Genomic DNA, 20,726 nt, shown 5'->3' with positions numbered 1-20,726 from the left:
TCGATCTCGACCAACGGATCGCGCTTGGCATCGAGGCTCGCATACCGGTCCGAAAGATCAAAGAAACCCATCTGCGCCATCGTCTTACCCCCATCACGGCTTGCCACCCCATCATACCGCAGCGCCGGGTTCAGGGCAATTTTTAGAGGTGCCCTATTGTCCGATATTTATGAATCTGAGTTCGATCAATCTCTAGGTTGGGGAGATTTTGGTGAAGATTTGCAGAAATGGGAAAAATTGATTGCGAACCTTGAAGTGGATTGACCGATCTAGGCTGAATACAGTTGCACCACTGGGAGAGCCATAACTTTCGAAACACCCCGCGCGGAATCAAGGGCCGCAGGCCCGCCGCGCGATCGCCAGTCCGGGGCTCCGCCCGTTCGCAGGCGAAACGCTCCCCCGGAGCGTTTCCCGGAAGCCTGCTCACCCACCGCCCGGGCTGGCGATTGACTACCGCAAGCGCGCCGTTTGGGCGGTTTCCGGCAGTTTCATGGATAAATCAAAAAGGCTCCAACCGTGCATCGCCACCCCGCGGTCTGGCCATCGCGCGGCTTGCTCGCAGCTTCGGGAAAAAGCCGCCGCGTGGGGGCGCGTCACGCCGAAGGCGTGCCGTCCGAAACGGCTTTGGTGCGGCGGGCTTCGCCCTTGAGTCCGCACCGTGGCGTCGCTCAACCGACGGCTTGGAACGTGCGCGCCTCGTAACCTCAGCGCCAGAGAAACCGGGGTAAGCTCGAAAGGCGCGAACCGCGCCTCACCACCCCGCGGTCTGGACATCGCGCGGCTTGCGCGCGGGGCCGATCCCAGCCCCCGCCTATTCCTGGATCGTTTCCAGGTAGTTCGCCAGCGCCAGCAGCGTGGCGGGCACCGGGGTGCCGATCCCGTCGTCCTCGACGATCACCGCGGGGCCGAGGTCGAGCGCGCCGAACTCGGGCATGGCCGCGGAAAAGGCGTGGCTGCGGTCGTAGCCGTCGATCACCGACATGACCGCGTCGCGCGGAAAGGTGCCGCCGTTGCGGGCGCTCAGGGTGGTCAGGTCGGGCGGCGGGGTTTCAAGCTGCGCGCCCAGCGTCCCGCCGCCGCGTCCGTCGGCGCCGTGGCAGGCGGCGCAATTGTCCTGATAGGCCGTGCGCCCGGCCTCGACGCCGGTGTCGGGCTGCGCCGTAACACAGGCGCCCAGCAGCGCCAGTGGCATGAAATACAGGGCTTTTCTCATGGTGTTTCCCTCCTGCTCGCGCCGCCAGCCTCGCGCGGCGGCCGTGGCGGTGCCTTGATCCAGATCAGGAATAGCCTAAGGTCGCGGCATGCGTCTTGTCACGCTCTGTCTGCTCTGTCTCGCCGCCTGTGGCCGCCCCCTGAGCGAGGGCGAGGCCCGGCTGATGAGCGAGGTCATGGGCCCGACGCTCGAGGGGTCGCAGGTGCGCTTCGTCGAGGCCGGGGTCATCGGCATGACCAGCTGGACCTACCCGGTGCGCCCGCGCACCACCTGCCGCGAGAAGATCGCCCCGCCGCCCGATGGCCCGACCTTCGAGTCGCGCACGGCCGGGGCGGTGCTTTTTGACCATGTGCTGACCAACCCCGACTGGACGCTGCCGGATTACCTGCCCGACTATCCGCAGGCGATGAACCTGCCCGCGGCGATGTTCCTCGCCCACGAGATGACCCATGTCTGGCAATGGCAGAACCGCGGGACCACCGGCTATCACCCCCTGCGCGGCGCGGCCGAGCACCGGGGCGGGGATGATCCCTATCTTTTCGATCCCGAGGACCGGACGCCGTTTCTTGCCCTGGGCTATGAACAGCAGGCCGCGCTGGTCGAGGAATACGTCTGCTGCCGCACGCTGGACCCGGGGGGCGCACGCACCCGGCGCATCTGGGAGCGGCTGCGCGCGGTGATGCCGGTGGCGCCGCCCGGGCAGGCGCCCCGGCCCATCGCCGTCTCGGGCATTCACACCGACACGGTGATCGAGGGGATCTGCGGCTAGCGCAGGGTCAGGTCGGACAGGCGGGCGCGCACGGCACTGTCGGTGTCGTCGCTGTCGGCCGAAACGGCCAGCCCCACCAGCGCGCCCGGCTGCCCGCCAAAGGCCGCGGCATAGTCGCGGGCGAGGTCCACGCTTTCGGAATGCTGCCCGGTGTCCGCCTGGCGCAGGGCCACGGTGACCTGCTGGCCGGGCGCATAGGGCGAGGCGAGAATCTCGCCGCGGTCATGAGCGCCGCCCCAAGCATATTGCAGGATGCGCACCGCGTCATTGCGTTGCAGGCGCAACAGGCCCGCGCCCTGCAGCCGCTCGGCCTCGTCGCGGGGCAGGAAGACGAAGTAGAGCGAGATGTTGCGGTCGTCCCCGCCCTTTTGCGCGAGGTCCGTGGCGGGCACCGAGCGATCCACGGCCCAGGACCAGCTGGCGCCGCGCGCGCCCCAGTCCGGGCGATCGAGCGGCTTCCAGGTCAGCGAGACCGCGCCGTCCGAGACGATGCCAAGCGCGGCACCATAGCTGTAATGGTTGGAACTGAACAGCGACAAGCGCTGGTGGTTCCAGCCCTCGGCCAGCGAGACCGGGCCGGCGGCGGCCGCGCCGGCGGCAAGGGCGAGGGGCAGGGCAAGACGCAACGACCACATGGGACAACCTTTCGAGTGTTTGGCGTGATCCTAGGCAGGCACGCGGCACGCTCAACCGGCGTTGCGCCCTCTCACACCATTGTCAGCCCGGCGTGACCACCTGCCCGCCGTCCAGCCGCACCGTGCGGTCCATGCGCGCGGCCAGGGCGTGGTTGTGGGTGGCGATCAGGGCGGCCAGCCCGGTGTCGCGGACCAGCTCCATCAGGGCGGCAAAGACCCGGTCGGCGGTGTCGGGATCAAGGTTGCCCGTGGGCTCGTCGGCCAGCAACAGGCGGGGTTCGTTGGCCAGGGCCCGGCAAAAGGCGACGCGCTGCTGTTCCCCGCCCGACAGGGCCGCGGGGCGATGATCGGCACGCGCGGCGATGCCGACCCGGCCCAGAAGGTCGCGGGCGCGGGTCTCGGCCGCACCGCGGGACGCGCCGTTGGCCAGTTGCGGCAATACGATATTTTCCAGCGCGGTGAACTCGGGCAGCAGGTGGTGAAACTGGTAGATGAAGCCCACGTCGTTGCGCCGGATGCCGGTGCGGCGGCGATCGCCAAGGCCCGTCATGTCCTCGCCCCCGATGCGCACCTGGCCCGTGTCGGGCGTGTCCAGCAGCCCCGCGATGTGCAACAGCGTGGACTTGCCTGCCCCCGAGGGCGCGACAAGGGCCACGACCTCGCCCAGGCTCACCGACAGGTCCACGCCGCGCAGCACGTTGATTTCATTGGGCTGGCCGTGGTTATAGCCCTTCTCGATCCCGCTCAGCTCCAGCGCGTCATTCATAGCGCAGCGCCTCCACCGGGTTCATGCGCGCCGCACGGCGGGCCGGAAAGATCGTGACGATCCACGACAGGGCCAGCGACAGGACGCTGGCCTTGACCACGTCGACCAGCCGCAACTCGGCCGGCAGATCATAAATGCCGCGGATCGAGGGGTCCCAGACGCCGCCGCCCGCAACATAGTTCACCGCCGAGAAGATCGGGTCGATGTAGATCGCGAAAAGGCTGCCCAGAAGGATGCCCAGCGCGGTGCCGATGGTGCCGATCCCCGCCCCACAGATAAAGAAGATGCGCAGCACCGACCCCTCGGTCAGGCCCATGGTGCGCAGGATGCCGATGTCGCGGCCCTTGTTCTTGACCAGCATGATCAGCCCCGAAATGATGTTCATCGAGGCGATCAGCACGAGGATCGACAGGATGACGAACATCACGTTGTCCTCGACCGTGAGCGCCCGCAGAAAGCTGCCGGCGCTGTCGCGCCAGGTCCAGAAAAGGTATCCCTCGCCCGCGGCGGCGCGGATCGCGGGCAGGAAGCTGTCGACGCGGTCCGGGTCCTCGACCATGACCTCGATCTCGTCGGCCACGCCATCCTTGTTGAAAAAGCTCTGCGCCTCGCCCATGGGCAGATAGGCGCGGGTGCGGTCAATGTCCCAGCGCCCGGCGGTGAAGATATAGGTGACCTCGTAGGCATTGACGCGCGGGCTGGTGCCAAAGGCCGTCTTCTGTCCGTCGGGACTGATGATGCGGATACGGTCGCCGACCGTCGCGCCAAGCTCTCGCGCGACCCCCGAGCCGATGGCGATCCCCTCGTCGAAGCGGTCGATATCGCCGGAGGCCTCAACAGGATCGGCAATGCGGGGGATCGTGGCAAGGTCGTCCGGCGCGATGCCGTAGACCTCGACCCCGGAATTGCTGGACCTGTTGCTGGCCATGACCTGACCGCGCACCACCGGGGCGGCGCGGGTCACGCCGGGCGCATTGCGCAGGGCCGAGGCAAGGGCATCATGGTCCTCGATGCTGCGGTCCACGGCCCCGCTTTCGGTCACGCTGCCCTGTTCATAGACGGTCACATGGGCATTGGCGCCGACGATGGTGTTGACGAACTCGGTCCGAAACCCCGACCGCACCGCCAGCGTGGCGATCAGGGCGAAGACGGCCAGGGTGATCCCCACAAGGCTGATCCAGGTCATGGTCGACACGCCACCCTCGGCCCGCTTGGCCCGGATGTAGCGCCAGGCGATCATCCATTCGAAACGGGAAAAGGGGGCGGTCCTGCCTGCCATGTGCCAAGGGCCTTCTGCTGGGGTCGCCGCAACCTGCGGGCAAAGCGGGATATGGTCAAGCGCGGCTGCCGAAAAGACGCCGAAACGGCAAGGACAGCATTGACAGCATCGCGGGCAGGAGAGCCGCCCCGGCCAGGAATCCCGCCATCGCCGCAAGCGCCCCAGCCAGCGTCAGCGGCAGGCCGGGCTCGGAGATCGCCCAGGTGCCGCGCAGCGTGGCGGCATCGCCCAGGCGATGCGGCATGGCCAGCCGCTGCACCGGGTTCGCACCCTGCAGGGCATCGTAGTGCGCGGTCAGCCGGTCCAGCCGGGCAAAGGCACGGGTCATGTCGGCGCGGCGATCTTCCAGGAAATCCGTGCCGGTCATCTGCGCAAGCGCCTGATCGCGCGTCAGGCCCGAGCGCGCGGCGGAGGCATCAAAATCCACGGCGACGGCCGACAGCGCCTCAATTCGGCCCGCCAGATGCTGGGTGTATTGCTGGGTGAACGCGGGATACTGGGACAGGCCCGCCGCCCCGGCCAGCCCGCCGGCCAGGGCCGCTGCTCTGATGATCATGGCTCACGCTCCTTGGCCCGTTTGCCGCGACGTTTTCTGCGAAGCTACCACAGGCCTCCCCTGGCCCAAAGGGATCAGGCCAGTTTCAAGGCCGAGGATCGGCAGATCATTGCGCGGCTTGCGTGTCCGCCGGCGACAAGGCCAACGCCTCAGACAGCGCGTGTTCAAGCCTGCGGAACTGCTCCGGCCGGGCCACGGCCACGTCATAGGCCGTCGCGGCCACGGTCCCGTCCGGATAATGCACCACAAAGGCGCCGGTCTTCGGGCCGAAGGGAATGGAAATCGCCCCCGCGTGCGACATCCGCAGACCCGTCCCCAGACGGACATAATTCATCCCAAGCCCGTAAAAGGCATCTCCGCCCCGCTCGGCGTGGGGATGGGCCAGCGGGTCGGCGCCAATCGTCCGCCCGGGCCCGAACCAGTGCGCGATCAGGCGGGCGTGATCCGCCATGGTCATGCGCCATCCGCCCCATGCGGCAAAGGCCGCGAAACGGGGCGAAAGGCGGCCCTCGACGCCGGCGGGCGCGAGCACACGGGCGCGGCAGGCCTCGGCGTATGTCGTGCCGGTCGCGCGTTCGACGATACGGCCCAGCAGGGCGTAATTCTCGTTGTTGTACTGGAAACTGCCCCGGGTGCCGCGCTGTTGGCGGCGATCCAGCACGATCCGGGCGACGTGCGCATGCCGCGGTGTGGCTTCGTTCAGCCAGAGCCCCATGCGCAGTTGCGTCCCGTCCGGCGCAATGCCCGAGGTGTGGGTGACGAGCTCGGCCAGCGTGGCCTCTGGCGCGGGCGCGCCCAGCGCGTCGGACAGCGGGGTGTCCCAGTCCAGCGCGCCCTCATCGACAAGCGCCGCAATGCAGAGCGCCGTGATCACCTTGGAATTCGACGCAAGGTCGAAAGGCCGGTCGCTGTTGTCCCCGGCGATGACGTCGCCCTCCCGCACCACGGCAATCGCCGTCGTGCCGGCACCCTGCGTGTCGGCCCAGGCGTGGAAGGCTGCAACCGGATCGGCGCCCGCCGCGATGGGGGTCATTTCACCGGCAAGACAAAGGGACAGGACGCGCGCGAAACGGCTCAGCATGATGCCAGTGATAGCAGGATGCGCGGGGTGCGTAAAACCGGCCGAGGCGGTCTCAGCGCGCCTTGCCGTAGATTTGCGCGATCCGCTCTACCGCCTGTTCGGGCGGCAGCTCCTCGCTCTCGCCAGTGCGGCGCGAGGTCAGTTCGACAACCCCGTTCTTCAGCCCCCGCGGCCCCACGGTGATCCCCCAGGGCAGGCCGATCAGGTCCATCGTGGCGAACTTGCCGCCCGCGCGTTCGTCACGGTCGTCGTAGAGCGGCTCCAGCCCCAGCGCGGTAATCGCCGCGTGCAGGCTCTCGCAGGCGGCGTCGGCCTCGGCATCGCCCTGCCGGAGATTGACGATGCCGCAGTGAAAGGGCGTCACTCCCTCGGGCCAGATAATGCCGTTGTCGTCGTGGCTGGCCTCGATGATGGCGCCCAGCAAGCGCGACACGCCGATGCCGTGCGACCCCATGTGCACCGGCACCGGCTTGCCGTCATGGCCCTGCACGGTGGCGCCCATGGGCTCGGAATACTTGGTGCCGAAATAGAAGATCTGGCCGACCTCGATGCCGCGCGCCACGCGGCGGCGGTCTTCGGGGACCTCGGCGAATTTCGCCGCGTCGTGGGTTTCGTCGGTGCGCGCGTAGCGGCTGGTGAACTCCTCCAGCACCGCGCGGCACTGGGCCTTGTCGTCGTAGTCGATCTCGCGGTCGCCGAATTTCAGCTCGGTGATCTCGCTGTCATAGAACACCTCGGACTCGCCCGTCTCGGCCAGCACCAGGAATTCATGGGTGTCATCGCCGCCGATGGGGCCGCTGTCGGCGCGCATCGGGATCGCCTGCAGGCCCATCCGTTCGTAGGTGCGCAGGTAGCTGACCAAGTGGCGGTTGTAGGCGTGCAGTGCGTCCTCACGCGTCAGGTCGAAGGTATAGCCGTCCTTCATGTAGAACTCGCGGCCGCGCATGACGCCGAACCGGGGGCGGACCTCGTCGCGGAACTTCCACTGGATCTGATACAGCGTCAGCGGCAGATCCTTGTAGCTGCTCACATGGGAGCGGAAGATATCCGTGACCATCTCCTCGGCGGTGGGGGTATAGAGCAGGTCGCGCTCGTGCCGGTCCTGCATCCGCAGCATCTCGCGGCCGTAATCGTCGTAGCGGCCGCTTTCGCGCCACAGGTCGGCCGGTTGCAGGATCGGCATCTGGATCGGGATGTGCCCGGCGCGGGCCTGTTCCTCGTGGACGATGTTCTCGATCTTGCGCAGCACCTTGAAGCCCAGCGGCAGCCAGGAATAAATGCCCGCCGCCTGTTGCCGGATCATGCCGGCGCGCAGCATCAGGCGATGGCTGACGATCTGGGCCTCGGACGGGGTCTCTTTCAGGACGGGCAGGAAATAGCGGGTCAGGCGCATCGGTCTCTCCGGGTCTTGGTCCCTCGCCCATACGCCAAGCGCCAGACCCGGACAAGGGCGGCGGCTTTATCCGGGGCGGGCTTTGGCCCATAGTCGCCCTCACGGGCACAGACCGCGCAAAGGACGGACATGACAGACAAGACCCTGCCCAAGGACCTGCTCGACTGGCTCGGTCTCACCAATACGCCAACCTGGACCCGCGGCCGATGGCTCGGCGGGGCAACCTCGCTCTTTTTGGCGCTGCTGATCGGCGGTGCGTATCTTGCCGCCTTTTTTCTGATCTACGGCATCCTGTTTGGCGGGAGGGAAGCCAACTTCGGGACCGGCACAGTCATCGTCGCCCTGCTCGGCGCGCCTTTCCTGGTCTGGTCCACGCTCATCAAGCAGGAGACGGTGAAATACCAGAAAGAGGGCCACATCACCGACCGCATCTCGAAGGCGGTGGAGCAGTTGGGCGAGGAAAAGACCGTCAAGCGCGACGGGGGCGAGGTCACCGTTCCCAACATCGAGGTGCGCATCGGCGGGCTGCTGTCGCTCGAACGCATCGCGCAGGACAGCACGCAGAACGACAAGGGCCGCGACCACGTGCGGGTGATGGAAATCCTCTGCGCCTATGTGCGGGACAATGCCCCGGCGAGCGGGGCGCGCGACTTTCCCCTGCCGGACTGGGAGCCGCTGCCGGACGACGCGACCGAGGAAGCGCGCGCGGCGCATGAGGAATGGCGCGAGGCGCGGTTCGGCGATACCGATATTCCAGTCCCCCGCCCAAATGCCTACGACTGGGCGCGAAGCCTGCCCGGCCCCCGTGCCGATATCGCGCTGGCCCTGCAGATCATCGGCCGCCGCAGCCCGGATCAGCGGTTGGTCGAGGCCCGGTGGGGGCCGACGGCCGCGCTCGACGCCGCCTGGGTCTTCGATACGCCCTGCCCGGAGTTGCCCGAGCCCGAGGGCGATGCGCCCCACGGCACGGAAACGCTCGACGCCTTCACGGCGAAGCTGGACGCTTGGAAAGCCCGGATCAGCGGTTACGCGGGCTATCGCCTGGACTTGCGCGGCACCAACCTGCAAGGGGCCGATCTTTCGCGCCTGACCCTCTCCGGCGCGCGCTTCTCCGAGGCGAGGATGGAGGGAGCCAACCTCGGCGAGGCGCACCTTGAAGGGGCCAAACTTCGCGAGGCTCGGATCGACGGGGCAAAACTAGTCGGAGCGCGGATGGCGGGGGCATACCTCTCCACCGCGCGGATGGAGGGGGCGTACCTCTTTATGGCGCGGATGGAGGGCGCGTACCTCTTCATGGCGCGGATGGAGGGGGCAGATCTCCGCCGGGCGCGGATGGAGGGGGTGGTCCTTTCCAACGCTGGGATGGAGGGGACTTACCTCAGCGGTGCGTGTATGGACGGGGCGATCATGAGAAAGATACCGATCGACGGAGCAAACCTCGAATGGGCGCGGATGGATGGTGCACACCTCCGCGAGATACGGTTCAGCGCGGCAACAGGCTTCAAGGACGCGATCCTTCGGTCGACCGCGCTAAAGAAGGTTGACCTCTCCATGCTCGACGTGACGCAAGCGCAGATCGACTCGGCCTTTGGCGATGCCAGCGTAACCCTGCCGAACGGGCTGGTGCGGCCTGCCCATTGGCCAGATTGGGAGTTGGCCCCTTTTCACGGCCCCGACTTCCACGACGAATGGCGCAAGTGGCAGGCCGACCCCGCGGGCTACACCCCGCCGCCGCCGCCCGGGGACTGACCCGGGCGGTCACGCGGTCTGACGGTTGCGTGAGCGGGGTGAGCCGGAACGCCGCCCCCCGCGCCGTCCCGGAACCGCCGGAATGACCAACCCCTGCGCGCGCGCCGGGGCCTTTGCCTTGCAACGCGGCGCGTGATCCGCCAAGTAGAAGGTCAAGTCCTCTGGGGATCATGAACGGAAGCTGCCATGGCGCTCGCCCCCCGCGAACAGGTCAGATACTGGAGCATCGCCACGGTGGTATTCATCGCCATCCTGTGGTTTCTCGGCGATGTGCTGCTGCCCTTCGTGCTGGGCGGGGCGGTGGCCTATTGCCTTGATCCCGTCGCCGACCGGCTGCAACGGGCGGGCCTCAGCCGCATCGCGGCCACCATCCTGATCACCCTTGTCGGCGTGCTGATCTTCGTGGTGGGTCTGCTGCTGATCCTGCCCTCGCTGATCAACCAGGCCGGGCAACTGATCCAGCAGATCGGCCAGCTGATCCAGAACGCGCCGCAGCTCTTCAACCGGTTCGAGACATGGCTGAGCGGCCGCTTCCCCGCCATCGACCTGGACTCCGACGCCATCCGCAAGCAGTTGGGCAACCTCGGCAACGCGGTCCAGGCCTCCGGCGGCACCGTCCTCAATTCGATCCTGTCCTCGGCGGTCAACCTCATCAACATCCTCGTTCTGATCGTGATCGTGCCCGTCGTCACCTTCTACCTGCTGATGGACTGGGACCGCATGGTCGCGCGGATCGACGAGTTGCTGCCGCGGGACCACGCCCCCACGGTGCGCAAGCTGGCCGCCGAGATCGACGGCACGCTGGCCTCGTTCATCCGCGGGCAGGGCACGGTCTGCCTGGTGCTGGGCACCTATTATGCCGTGGCGCTGATGCTGGCGGGGCTGAACTACGGGTTGATCATCGGCTTCGTGGCCGGTCTGATCTCGTTCATTCCCTATGTCGGCGCGCTGGTGGGCGGGGTGCTGGCCATCGGTGTTGCGCTGATCCAGTGGTGGTCGGGCACCGAGACGGTGGACGGCGAGACCATCCAGACCGGGATCGACTGGCTGCGCATCGCCATCGTCGCGGCGATCTTCATGCTTGGCCAGTTCTTCGAGGGCAACATCCTGACGCCGAACCTGGTGGGGCAGTCCGTGGGGCTGCACCCGGTCTGGCTGATCCTGGCGCTGTCGATCTTCGGGTCGCTCTTCGGCTTTGTGGGGATGCTTGTCGCGGTGCCCGTGGCGGCCATGCTGGGCGTGGTCGCGCGCTTTCTGATCGCCGAATACAAGAGCGGGCGGCTCTACCGGGGCCTGTCGGATCCGGGTGAGTGATGGCCGAACAGCTGACCTTCGACTGGCCCCGGCATATCGCGATGGGGGCCGAGACGTTCTTCGTGTCCGAGGCCAATGCCGAAGCCTATGCGCTGGTGACCGCCCCGGCCGGCTGGCCTGATGCCAAGCTGGCCGTGACCGGGCCGCCGGGGGCCGGAAAGACCCACCTGGCGCGGCTTTTCGCTGACCAGAGCGGCGCCGCTGTCCTGAACGCGGCCAAGATCGACCCCGCCGCGTCCCTGCCCGATGGCGCGCTGGTGATCGAGGATGGCGAGACTCTGCCGCAGGCCGCCCAGGAATGGCTGTTTCACGCCCACAATCACCTGCGCGCCCGCGCCCTGCCGTTGCTGCTGACAGGCCAGACCCCGCCCAACCGCTGGCCGATCACCCTGCCCGACCTGGCCTCGCGCCTGTCGGCCACAACCTGCGTGACCATCGCCGATCCGGACGACCGCCTGCTGGACGCGGTTCTGATGAAGCAGTTCCAGGACCGCCAGATCGCACCCACGCCCGAGGCCCTGGCCCTGCTGCGCAAGCACATCGACCGGACCTTCGAGGGCGCCATCGAGGCGGTGGCCGCGCTGGACCGGGCCGCCATGGAGGACGGGCACGCGGTCAACCGCGCGCTGGTCCTGCGCGTTCTGGACATCCCCCCGCGCCAGGGGTGATAGTGTCATGCTTTTGTAACCCCGACCCGCCACAAGGCCCTCATGACCCAAGCCGATTTCCTGCGCTCCGACTTTTCCGCCCCCGTCACCCCCGAAGGCGAGGTGACCGGCCCCGACCGGTTCTACAACCGCGAGCTCAGCTGGCTGGGCTTCAATTGGCGGGTGCTGGAAGAAGCCGAGAACCTGCGCGTTCCGCTGCTGGAACGGCTGCGGTTCCTCTCGATCTCGGCCACCAACCTGGACGAATTCTATACCGTCCGCGTGGCCGGCCTGCGCGAACTGGTCCGCAATGGCCATCAGACCCCGTCGGTGGACGGACTGAGCCCGGGCGAGCAGCTGGCCCTGATCGACATGGACGCGCGCCGCCTGCTGGCCCGCCAGCAGGAAGTGCTGGAAGGTTTGCGCGCCGAGATGGAGGCCGAAAAGATCACCATCCTGTCGCGCAGCGACCTGACCAAGGCCGACCGCACCTACCTGCGTGACGTGTTCCTCAACAAGGTCTTCCCGGTTCTGTCGCCGCTGGCCATCGACCCCGCGCACCCCTTCCCCTTCCTGCCGAACGAGGGCTTTGCCCTGGCGCTGGAACTGGAACGCGACGCCGACAAGCGCCCGCTGCGCGCCCTTCTGCCCGTGCCGCACCAGATCGACCGGTTCGTCGCGCTGCCCGGTGACGCGGGCCACCGTTTCCTGCCGCTCGAAGAGGTGCTGCTGGAAAATCTGGCCAGCCTGTTTCCCGGTTACACCTTCAAGGGGTCCTGCGCGTTCCGGCTGCTGCGCGACAGCGACCTGGAGGTCGAGGACGAGGCCGAGGACCTGGTGCGCGAATTCGAGGTCGCTCTGAAACGCCGCCGCCGTGGCGAGGTCGTGCGCATGAAGATATCGGCGGGCGCCCCGACGACGTTGAAATCGCTCATTATGCGCGAGTTGCACGTCACCGAGGGCGAGGTCGTCGAGGTGGACGGCGTCATCGGCATCGGCGATCTGAGCGAACTGGTGCTGGACGAACGCCCCGACCTTCTGTGGAAACCCTTTTCGCCCCGCGTGCCCGAACGGGTGACGGATTTCGACGGCGACATGTTCGCCGCGATCCGGCAGAAGGACATGTTGCTGCACCACCCCTACGAGACCTTCGACATGGTGGTGCGCTTCCTGACCCAGGCGGCGCGCGACCCGGATGTCGTGGCGATCAAGCAGACGCTCTACCGGACCTCCAAGCGCTCACCCATCGTCGAGGCCCTTTGCGAGGCCGCCGAGGACGGCAAGTCCGTCACCGCGCTGGTCGAGCTCAAGGCGCGCTTCGACGAGGCCGCGAACATCCGCCAGTCGCGCCGGCTGGAACGCGCCGGCGCGCATGTGGTCTATGGTTTCCTCGACCTCAAGACCCACGCCAAGATTTCCACCGTGGTCCGGCGCGAGGGCGACCAGCTGGTCACCTACACTCATTACGGCACCGGTAACTACCACCCGATCACCGCCAGGATCTACACCGACCTGAGCCTGTTCACCTGCGACGCCGCGCTGGGGCGCGATGCAACCAAGGTGTTCAACTACCTGTCGGGCTATGTGCAGCCGGAGAACCTGGAAAACCTCGCCATCTCGCCCACCACGCTCAAGCGCCGCCTGATCGAGATGATCCGCGCCGAGGCCGAGCAGGCCCGCAAGGGCAAGCCGGCGGCGATATGGGCCAAGATGAACTCGCTGATCGAGGAAGACGTGATCGACGCGCTCTACGAGGCCAGCCAGGCGGGCGTGAAGATCAGCCTTGTCGTGCGGGGCATTTGCGGGCTGCGCCCCGGTATCGAGGGGCTGTCGGAGAACATCCGCATCAAGTCAATCGTGGGCCGCTTTCTGGAGCATTCCCGCATCGTCTGCTTTGCCAACGGCGCGGGACTGCCGCACGATCGCGCGCGGGTCTTCATTTCCTCGGCCGACTGGATGGGGCGCAACCTCAACCGCCGGGTCGAGACGCTTGTCGAGATCACGAACCCCACCGTGAAGTCCCAGATCGTGGGCCAGATCATGGCGGCCAACCTGGCCGATATCGCGCAAAGCTGGGTGATGAAACCCGACGGCCACTTCGTGCGCGCCGAGATGCCCGAGGGCGCCTTCGCCTTCAATTGCCATCGCTTCTTCATGGAAAACCCCTCGCTTTCGGGGCGCGGCTCGGCCGGGGCCTCGGACGTGCCCAAGCTGACCCACGCCGAGGACTGACCGCCCCGCGGGACGCGCGATTGACCACGGCCCCGCGACGGGGCGATAACAGGGCGGTGACCTGGCAGGGGGGCCCATGGACGGCACATCGGACAATGCGCCCGGCGCGACGCCGGGTGATCACGGCCCCTTCGGCCGGCCGCTCTTCGACGATCCCAAGGCGCGGGCCCTGTCCCGGGTGGGCGTCATCGACGTGGGCTCGAACTCGGTCCGGCTGGTTGTCTTCGACGGCGCCGCGCGCAGCCCCGCCTATTTCTACAACGAAAAGATCATGGCCGGCTTGGGCGCGGGCATGTCGCGCACCGGCCACCTCAACCCCGAGGGGCGCGCGCGCGCCAAGGCCGCGCTGCTGCGGTTCGTGGCCCTGGCCGACGGGCTGGGCATCTCGCCGCTGACGGCCGTTGCCACGGCGGCGGTGCGCGACGCCAGCGACGGCCCCGCCTTCCAGGCCGAGGTCGAACGCGAGACCGGCCTGAAGCTCTGGGTCATCGACGGGCAGGAAGAGGCGCGCCTGTCGGCCCAGGGCGTGCTTCTGGGCTGGCCCGGCTCTTACGGGCTGGTCTGCGATATCGGCGGTTCTTCGATGGAACTGGCCGATCTGCAGGACGGTCAGGTCGGCCACCGCGTGACCTCGCCACTGGGGCCGCTGAAGCTGCAAGAGGTCAAGGGCGGCAAGAAGGGCCGCCGCGCCTTCATCCGGGACACCGTCAAGTCGCTGTTCCAGGACATGGGCGAACAGACCGGCCAGCGCCTGTTCCTGGTCGGCGGGTCCTGGCGGGCCATCGCGCGTATCGACATGGAACGCCGCGGCTATCCGCTGACCGTGCTGCACGAATACCGCATGACCCCGCGCCGGGTCTCGAAGACGTTGCAATACATCGAGGACAGCGATCTCGACAAGTTGCGCGCGCGCTGCGGCATCTCCGCCCGCCGGATGGAGCTTGTCCCCCTGGCCATCCACGTTCTGCGCGAGGTCGTGGCCCGGTTCCGGCCCAAGGACATCGCCGTCTCCTCTTACGGGATCCGCGAGGGGATGCTCTATGAACAGATGCCGCAGGAACTGCGCGAGCGTGACCCGCTGATAGAGGCCTGCCGCTTTGCCGAGGCCAAGGACGCCCGCCTGCCCGGCTACGGCAATACGCTTTTCGATTTCGTCATGCCGCTGTTTCCGCGCTGCGGCTGGCAGAAAAAGCGCCTGATCAAGGCTGCCACCCTGCTGCATGACGTCAGCTGGCGCGCCCACCCCGATTATCGCCACGAGGTCGTCTTCGACAATGCCACCCGCGCCAACCTGGGCGGGCTGAAGCATTCCGAACGGGTCTTTCTGGGCCTGGCGCTGTTGCACCGCTATTCCAACAAGCGCGAGGGCTCGCGGTTTGAACCGCTCTACGGGTTGCTCGAGGACCGCGACCGGCGCGACGCCGAGGTGCTGGGCAAGGCCATGCGGCTCGGGGCGATGCTCTGGCTCAAGGATGCCAGCGACCCGCCCGGAACGCTGCGACTCTCGCCCAAGGGCAAGACGCTGGAACTGGTGCTGCACCCGCAGGCCGGCCCCCTCTTCGGCGAGGTCGCCGAGTCGCGCCTGAAGTCCCTTGCCCAGTCCCTCGACGTGGCCCATTCCGTGCGGGTCAAGGGCGCGCGACGCGGCTAAAGCTCGATCTCGGCCCCCGGTTCATACATTGGGCTGTCGGGGTCATAGGGCGGCGCATCCTCGCGGCGGCGAATGATGATATCGCCGTTGGGCAGCACCTCGGGGGCAGTGTAGTGGCGCGCGGCGTCCAGCTTGCCCATGAGCGCGATCAGCGCCGGGCCCATCTCGCTGGCCAGCATGTCGAGCGCCGGGCCGATCCTGCGCGCCATGCCCGCGACATCCTCCATCGCCGGGTCCATCTCGCGCAGAAGGCCGCGCATCATCATCTGCGCGCCCTCCTCCATCAGCGAAAACCCCTCGCCGATCTCGTCCGGACCGGGCTGGTCGGACGGGTCGGTGTCGGGTTGCGCGGCCGCGGTCAGCGGGGCCAGGGCGATGAAGCCGGCAAGGACAATCCGTTTCATGCCGCCAAAATAGGCCCCCCGGACCCGAGTGCCAATGGCCAGGCCCGCTGCAAGGTGATCAGCCCTGCCGGGATATTTCATCCCAGGCCTGGTTGATCGCGATCATGCGTTTCTCGGCCAGTTTCACCGCCTCTTCGGGCACGCCGCGCGACATCATGGCGTCGGGGTGCGTGTCACGCACTAGCCGCCGCCACTGCTTGCGAATCTCGTCGAGCGGCGTCTGCGGATCGACGCCCAGCACCTCGTAGGGGTCGCGCTCCGCCTGCGGCACGAACTGCGCGCGGACGGCCTTGAAGCGGCGCTCCTCCAGGCCGAATATCTCGGCCACCCGGGCCAGGAAATCATCCTCGCGCGGGTGATATTCCCCGTCGGCCACAGCGATGTGGAACAATCCCTCCAGCAGTTCGCACAGGGGTGCCGACTGGTCGTCGCCGTACATCCTGCGGATCTTGCCGGCGTAGTCCTCGAAGCCGGCAACGTCCTGACGGGCGAGGTTGAACAGCCGTGCGGCGTTCTTTTCCTCGCGCGCGGGGATGTGAAAGACCTCGCGGAAAGCCGCCACCTCGTTGCGGGTCACCTGTCCGTCTGCCTTGGCCATCTTGGCCCCCAGCGCAATCACGGCGATTGCGAAGGCCACCGTGCGTTCGGGCGGCGCGCGCAGTCTTCCGAAAACCTCGGACAGGCTGTCGCCCTTGCGCAGGGCGGCGATGGCATCGGATATGCGGCTCCAGATCGACATGGGCGCAGCATAGCCGCCACGGGCCGGAATGTCAGAGCCGTTTTTGCATCAGGACAAGCTCCATCCAGCGGCCGAACTTGTGGCCGACCTCGGGCAGGCGACCCACCTCGGTGTAGCCCAGCGCGCGGTGGAAGGCGATCCCCGCGGGGTTTTCCCCGCTGACCCCGGCGATGAGGGAATGCACCGCCCCAAGGCGGGTGTGGTCCTCCAGCGCGGTCACGAGGGCCCGGCCCAGCCCACGCCCGGACTGCCCCGACGCAAGCTGCACGGTATGTTCCATCGTGTGGCGATAGCCCACGCCGCCGCGAAACTGGACATAGGTGGCGAAACCGGCGATGGCACCGTCCGCCTCGATCACGAGAAAACAGGGATTTGTGGCGATGGCCGCGGCCACCTCGGCCTCGGTCTTTTCCTGCGCGTTGAAGGTGGCCGCGCTGTTGCGGATATGGTGGTTCCAGATCGCGGCGATGGCGGGGGCATCCCCGGCACGGGCCGGGCGCGGGGTCACAGCACGACCACGCCGCGCGGCGTGTCGAACCGGGCGGACAGGCCCGGCCCGTCGCCCGCCCGATATGTCACACCCGGCACCTGAACCCGCGCCGCCAGGGCCGTGGCCTGCGGATGCGTCACCTCCAGCCCCAGGAACCGCAGGCCACTCGGGGGCAGGCTCTCGCCCGGTGGCGTGTCGACCTGCCATTGCAGCAGGGTGGGCAGCGCGCCGCCCATCGGCAGGCTGCCATCCTCGGGCACCGAGATGCGCCAGAGCAGGGCGTCGCGGGCAAGGTCCACCGCCTCGCCGCACTCGGGCAGATCAGCCAGCGCCGCGTCAATGTCCGGCACCCGGCAGATCCAGTTGCCCAGGCAGGGGGTCGGGGGCGGCGCATCCAGCCCGAACCAGCGCGGCCCCGCGACAGTGGCCCCAGACTCTGGCGCGATCACCTCAAGGTAAAGCCCCTCACCCAGCCCCAACAGCCGGTTGTGCGTGCCAAAGCGCGCGTGCCGCCCGGCCGGCCCGAAGGCCACACCCAGGCGCTCCTCGGCCCAGGCCACGCCCGTCTCAAGGTCGGCGGCACATATGGCAAGATGGTCAAGCTGCATGGTGTGGTCCTCCCTGTCCCCACACTGGCTGCTTGAGGGGAAAAGGGCAACGGGCCGGGCGGGCACGCTCGGCGACAGCCGGCGGGGCCGCCCCGGCCCTCTAGCCCCGGGCCTCGCGGATCAGCCGCAGGATATCCTTGGCCGCCTCGGGGATGTTGGTGCCCGGCCCGAAGATCGCCTTGACCCCTGCCCTGGTCAGGAACTCGTAGTCCTGCTGCGGGATCACCCCGCCGCAGATCACGATGATGTCTCCGGCGTCATTGGCCCTGAGCGCCTCGATCAACTTGGGCGCCAGGGTCTTGTGACCGGCCGCCTGGGACGAAATGCCGATGACATGAACATCGTTGTCCACCGCATCCTGCGCGGCCTCTTCGGGGGTCTGGAACAGCGGGCCCACATCCACGTCGAAGCCGATGTCGGCAAAGGCCGTGGCGATGACCTTGGCGCCGCGGTCGTGGCCGTCCTGGCCCATCTTGACCACCAGCATGCGCGGGCGGCGGCCCTCCTCGGTGGCAAAGGCATCGACCGCCTCCTGGATGGCGGCGAAATCCGCATCGCCCTCGTAGGCGGCGCCGTAGACCCCGGCGAGCGTCTTCACCTCGGCGCGATGGCGCCCGAATTCCTTTTCCATGGCCATGCTGATCTCTCCGACGGTTGCGCGGGCGCGCGCGGCTTCCACCGCCGCGGCCAGCAGGTTGCCCCCCTCCCGCGCGCGGCGGGTCACCTCATCCAGCGCGGCGTCGCAGGCCGCCTGGTCGCGGCTGTCGCGGATGCGGTGCAACGCGGCGACCTGCGAGTCGCGCACGCGGGCATTGTCCACGTCGCGGATGTCGATCGGGTCCTCGTGGTCCTTGCGATACTTGTTGACCCCGACGATGACCTCCTCGCCCCGGTCGATCATGGCCTGGCGGGTAGCGGCGGTTTCCTCGATGCGCAGCTTGGGCATGCCGCTGGCCACGGCGCGGGTCATGCCGCCCATTTCCTCGACCTCTTCCATGAGCGCCCAGGCCTGTTCGGCCAGGTCGTGGGTCAGCTTTTCCACGTAGTAAGAGCCCGCCAGCGGGTCGACCACATTGGTCACGCCGGTTTCCTCCTGCAGAATCAGCTGTGTGTTGCGCGCGATCCGGGCGCTGAATTCCGTGGGCAGCGCGATGGCCTCGTCCAGCGCGTTGGTGTGCAGCGACTGGGTGCCGCCCAGAACCGCGCTCATGGCCTCATAGGCGGTGCGCACGACGTTGTTGTAGGGGTCCTGTTCCTGCAGCGAAACGCCGCTGGTCTGGCAATGGGTGCGCAGCATCTTGGATTTCTCGGCCTCGGCGCCCAGCTCGGTCATGATACGGTGCCAGAGCGTGCGCGCGGCGCGCAGTTTCGCGGCCTCCATGAAGAAGTTCATGCCGATGGCAAAGAAGAAGGACAGCCGCGGCGCGAACTTGTCCACGTCCATGCCGGCCGCGACGGCGGCGCGGACGTATTCGCGCCCGTCGGCGAGGGTGAAGGCCAGCTCCTGCACCAGGTTCGCCCCGGCCTCCTGCATGTGGTAGCCGGAGATCGAGATCGAGTTGAAGCGCGGCATCTCGGCGCTGGTATACTCGATGATGTCGCTGACGATCCGCATGCTGGGGTCTGGCGGGTAGATATAGGTGTTGCGGACCATGAACTCCTTGAGGATGTCGTTCTGGATGGTCCCGGCCAGCGCCGACTTGTCATGGCCCTGCTCCTCGCCCGCGACGATGAAACTGGCCAGCACCGGGATCACCGCGCCGTTCATGGTCATGGAGACACTGACCTTGTCCAGCGGGATGCCGTCGAACAGCACCTTCATGTCCTCGACGCTGTCGATGGCCACGCCGGCCTTGCCCACGTCCCCCTCGACCCGGGGGTGGTCACTGTCATAGCCGCGGTGGGTGGCCAGGTCGAAGGCCACGGAAACGCCCTGCTGCCCGGCGGCCAGGTTCTTGCGGTAGAAGGCGTTGGACTCCTCGGCGGTCGAGAAGCCGGCATATTGCCGGATCGTCCAGGGGCGGCCCGCATACATGGTGGAGCGGACGCCACGGGTGAAGGGTTCCTCGCCCGGCAAGGCCCCCATATGCGGCAAGCCGCTCGTGTCTTCCTCGGTATAGAGCGGCTGGACCTCGATGCCCTCCAGCGTCTTCCAGGTCAGGTCGTCCAGCGGGCGGCCGCGCAATTCCTTCTCGGCGCGGTCAGCCCACTCCTTTTTCGATCCCATCTTTCAGTCCTCCGTTGGGCGTGGGGCCATTGCCCGGCACCACGCGCAGATTCCTCTTGCCGGGCTGGCCCGGCCTGTCCGTCGTTTCGGGCGCGCGCCTTCCGCGGGTTTGCGGTGCCGTACCGGTTGGCACCGGGCGGCCGCGCAAAGTCCGTTTGCCATGTGGTGAACCCGCCCCACCGCGGCGCGTCGGCCCGGACCACGCGCCGTGGGCGAGCCGGGGCGCATGGCGGACTGGCAAAATTGTTACGGCCAGCCGCGCGCATGGCCTTCGATTTCCCCACCGGAAAGTCTATATCGATACCAGAAGGAGATCCCATGTTCAGACTCATCGCCCTTGTGATCGCAGGCCTCATGGCCGGGGCCGCAGCTGCCCAGGACGATAGCGACCGATCCGCTGTCGAGATATGGCAGGACGACCCCAGCACGGTCTTTTCCGCCACCGAGGTGGACGTGAAAGACTTTATCTGGATCGCGCGCCCCATCGTTCTCTTTGCCGACAACTCCAATGACCCGAACTTTCGCCAACAGCTGGATTTTCTGAACGACCGCTCGGAGTCTCTTGCCGAACGTGATGTGGTTGTCATCACCGATACGGATACCGAACCCATGACCGAGTTGCGCAAACGCCTGCGCCCGCGCGGCTTCATGCTGGTCATCATGGGCAAGGACGGCGAAATCGAGCTGCGCAAGCCCACCCCCTGGGGCGGCCGCGAGATCACGCGCACGATCGACAAGATGCCGCTGCGGCAACAGGAGATCGACGCGGCCCGGGGGTTCTGAGCCATCTCAGCGCCCCCCGTCGCGCAGGGCCAGCGCCATGCCGCTGGGGAGCAGCGCGATCACGATGATCCCCAGCACGGGCACCGGCGCGACGCCCAGCCGGATCAGCAAGACGGCCAGCAGCCAGAGCGCCGCCAGCCCCAGCAGCGCCAGCGTCCAGAACACCGCGCGCAGCGCCCGGCCCCGGCCC

Annotated in this window: 21 protein-coding genes; 8 read left to right on the top strand and 13 right to left on the bottom strand. The window is 67.6% G+C overall.

Annotated features, from left to right (window positions below):
* On the top strand, window positions 1–264 hold a 264-nt coding region (locus tag ACH107_RS18335; RefSeq protein WP_412507061.1), incomplete at its 5' end, for a hypothetical protein.
* A gap of 547 nt (window positions 265–811) precedes the next feature.
* Here ACH107_RS18335 and ACH107_RS18330 read toward each other — a convergent pair.
* Complete coding sequence (locus ACH107_RS18330) at window positions 812–1,213, bottom strand: c-type cytochrome (protein WP_412507060.1); 402 nt, start codon at window positions 1,211–1,213, stop codon at window positions 812–814.
* 88 nt (window positions 1,214–1,301) lie between these two features.
* Between ACH107_RS18330 and ACH107_RS18325 the strand changes: the two genes are divergently transcribed.
* A complete protein-coding gene (locus ACH107_RS18325) occupies window positions 1,302–1,982 on the top strand; it encodes a hypothetical protein (RefSeq protein ID WP_412507059.1) in 681 nt (226 codons plus the stop codon).
* On the opposite strand, the gene ACH107_RS18320 is transcribed toward ACH107_RS18325, so the two are convergent.
* The 6 genes from ACH107_RS18320 to proS form a co-directional block, all read right to left on the bottom strand.
* Window positions 1,979–2,617 carry a DUF3047 domain-containing protein gene (locus ACH107_RS18320; protein ID WP_412507058.1) on the bottom strand — a complete coding sequence of 213 codons (639 nt, stop codon included), beginning with the start codon at window positions 2,615–2,617 and terminating at the stop codon, window positions 1,979–1,981. The genes ACH107_RS18325 and ACH107_RS18320 overlap by 4 nt on opposite strands.
* An 82-nt stretch (window positions 2,618–2,699) precedes the next feature.
* Window positions 2,700–3,383: an ABC transporter ATP-binding protein gene (locus tag ACH107_RS18315; protein WP_412507057.1), complete on the bottom strand. Its 684-nt coding sequence runs from the start codon at window positions 3,381–3,383 to the stop codon at window positions 2,700–2,702.
* Window positions 3,376–4,662 (bottom strand): lipoprotein-releasing ABC transporter permease subunit, encoded by a 1,287-nt coding sequence (locus tag ACH107_RS18310; protein ID WP_310690647.1) that lies wholly within the window; start codon window positions 4,660–4,662, stop codon window positions 3,376–3,378. Before ACH107_RS18310 ends, ACH107_RS18315 begins: the two co-directional genes overlap by 8 nt.
* 55 nt (window positions 4,663–4,717) lie before the next feature.
* Window positions 4,718–5,218: a DUF2937 family protein gene (locus tag ACH107_RS18305; RefSeq protein WP_412507056.1), complete on the bottom strand. Its 501-nt coding sequence runs from the start codon at window positions 5,216–5,218 to the stop codon at window positions 4,718–4,720.
* A gap of 106 nt (window positions 5,219–5,324) precedes the next feature.
* Complete coding sequence (locus tag ACH107_RS18300) at window positions 5,325–6,299, bottom strand: serine hydrolase domain-containing protein (protein WP_412507055.1); 975 nt, start codon at window positions 6,297–6,299, stop codon at window positions 5,325–5,327.
* Between the two features lie 52 nt (window positions 6,300–6,351).
* Window positions 6,352–7,692 (bottom strand): proline--tRNA ligase, encoded by a 1,341-nt coding sequence (gene proS / locus ACH107_RS18295; RefSeq protein ID WP_412507054.1) that lies wholly within the window; start codon window positions 7,690–7,692, stop codon window positions 6,352–6,354.
* Window positions 7,693–7,821: 129 nt separating this feature from the next.
* On the opposite strand from proS, the gene ACH107_RS18290 reads away from it, so the two are divergent.
* The 5 genes from ACH107_RS18290 to ACH107_RS18270 all read left to right on the top strand — a co-directional run bounded on the left by ACH107_RS18290 (window position 7,822) and on the right by ACH107_RS18270 (window position 15,285).
* Window positions 7,822–9,441 carry a pentapeptide repeat-containing protein gene (locus tag ACH107_RS18290; protein WP_412507053.1) on the top strand — a complete coding sequence of 540 codons (1,620 nt, stop codon included), beginning with the start codon at window positions 7,822–7,824 and terminating at the stop codon, window positions 9,439–9,441.
* A gap of 186 nt (window positions 9,442–9,627) precedes the next feature.
* On the top strand, window positions 9,628–10,755 hold the full coding sequence (locus tag ACH107_RS18285; RefSeq protein WP_310690643.1) for an AI-2E family transporter: 1,128 nt from the start codon (window positions 9,628–9,630) through the stop codon (window positions 10,753–10,755).
* The gene (locus ACH107_RS18280; RefSeq protein ID WP_412507052.1) at window positions 10,755–11,423 is read left to right on the top strand and encodes a chromosomal replication initiator DnaA; all 669 of its coding nucleotides are present in this window, start codon (window positions 10,755–10,757) and stop codon (window positions 11,421–11,423) included. The genes ACH107_RS18285 and ACH107_RS18280 overlap by 1 nt, the downstream gene beginning before the upstream one ends.
* Window positions 11,424–11,465: 42 nt before the next feature.
* On the top strand, window positions 11,466–13,634 hold the full coding sequence (locus ACH107_RS18275; RefSeq protein WP_412507051.1) for an RNA degradosome polyphosphate kinase: 2,169 nt from the start codon (window positions 11,466–11,468) through the stop codon (window positions 13,632–13,634).
* A 76-nt stretch (window positions 13,635–13,710) separates the two neighbouring features.
* Window positions 13,711–15,285 (top strand): Ppx/GppA family phosphatase, encoded by a 1,575-nt coding sequence (locus ACH107_RS18270; protein WP_412507050.1) that lies wholly within the window; start codon window positions 13,711–13,713, stop codon window positions 15,283–15,285.
* Here ACH107_RS18270 and ACH107_RS18265 read toward each other — a convergent pair.
* The 5 genes from ACH107_RS18265 to scpA form a co-directional block, all read right to left on the bottom strand.
* Window positions 15,282–15,689, bottom strand: a complete 408-nt coding sequence (locus ACH107_RS18265; RefSeq protein ID WP_310690639.1) for a hypothetical protein — start codon at window positions 15,687–15,689, stop codon at window positions 15,282–15,284. The genes ACH107_RS18270 and ACH107_RS18265 overlap by 4 nt on opposite strands.
* 58 nt (window positions 15,690–15,747) lie before the next feature.
* On the bottom strand, window positions 15,748–16,428 hold the full coding sequence (locus ACH107_RS18260) for a molecular chaperone DjiA (protein WP_310690638.1): 681 nt from the start codon (window positions 16,426–16,428) through the stop codon (window positions 15,748–15,750).
* A gap of 31 nt (window positions 16,429–16,459) precedes the next feature.
* Window positions 16,460–16,936, bottom strand: coding sequence for an N-acetyltransferase family protein (locus tag ACH107_RS18255; protein WP_412507049.1), 477 nt, complete (start codon window positions 16,934–16,936; stop codon window positions 16,460–16,462).
* A complete protein-coding gene (locus tag ACH107_RS18250) occupies window positions 16,933–17,526 on the bottom strand; it encodes a VOC family protein (RefSeq protein ID WP_310690636.1) in 594 nt (197 codons plus the stop codon). Before ACH107_RS18250 ends, ACH107_RS18255 begins: the two co-directional genes overlap by 4 nt.
* Before the next feature lie 100 nt (window positions 17,527–17,626).
* Window positions 17,627–19,753: a methylmalonyl-CoA mutase gene (scpA, locus tag ACH107_RS18245; RefSeq protein WP_310690635.1), complete on the bottom strand. Its 2,127-nt coding sequence runs from the start codon at window positions 19,751–19,753 to the stop codon at window positions 17,627–17,629.
* A gap of 318 nt (window positions 19,754–20,071) precedes the next feature.
* Here scpA and ACH107_RS18240 point away from each other — a divergent pair, with 318 nt between their 5' ends.
* Window positions 20,072–20,536 carry a DUF4174 domain-containing protein gene (locus ACH107_RS18240; RefSeq protein ID WP_412507048.1) on the top strand — a complete coding sequence of 155 codons (465 nt, stop codon included), beginning with the start codon at window positions 20,072–20,074 and terminating at the stop codon, window positions 20,534–20,536.
* Between the two features lie 6 nt (window positions 20,537–20,542).
* On the opposite strand, the gene ACH107_RS18235 is transcribed toward ACH107_RS18240, so the two are convergent.
* On the bottom strand, window positions 20,543–20,726 hold a 184-nt coding region (locus ACH107_RS18235), incomplete at its 5' end, for a hypothetical protein (RefSeq protein WP_412507047.1).

The sequence above is a fragment of the Roseovarius halophilus (ex Wu et al. 2025) genome (genome assembly GCF_047086965.1).
This window is presented reverse-complemented; position numbering and strand designations above follow the sequence as displayed.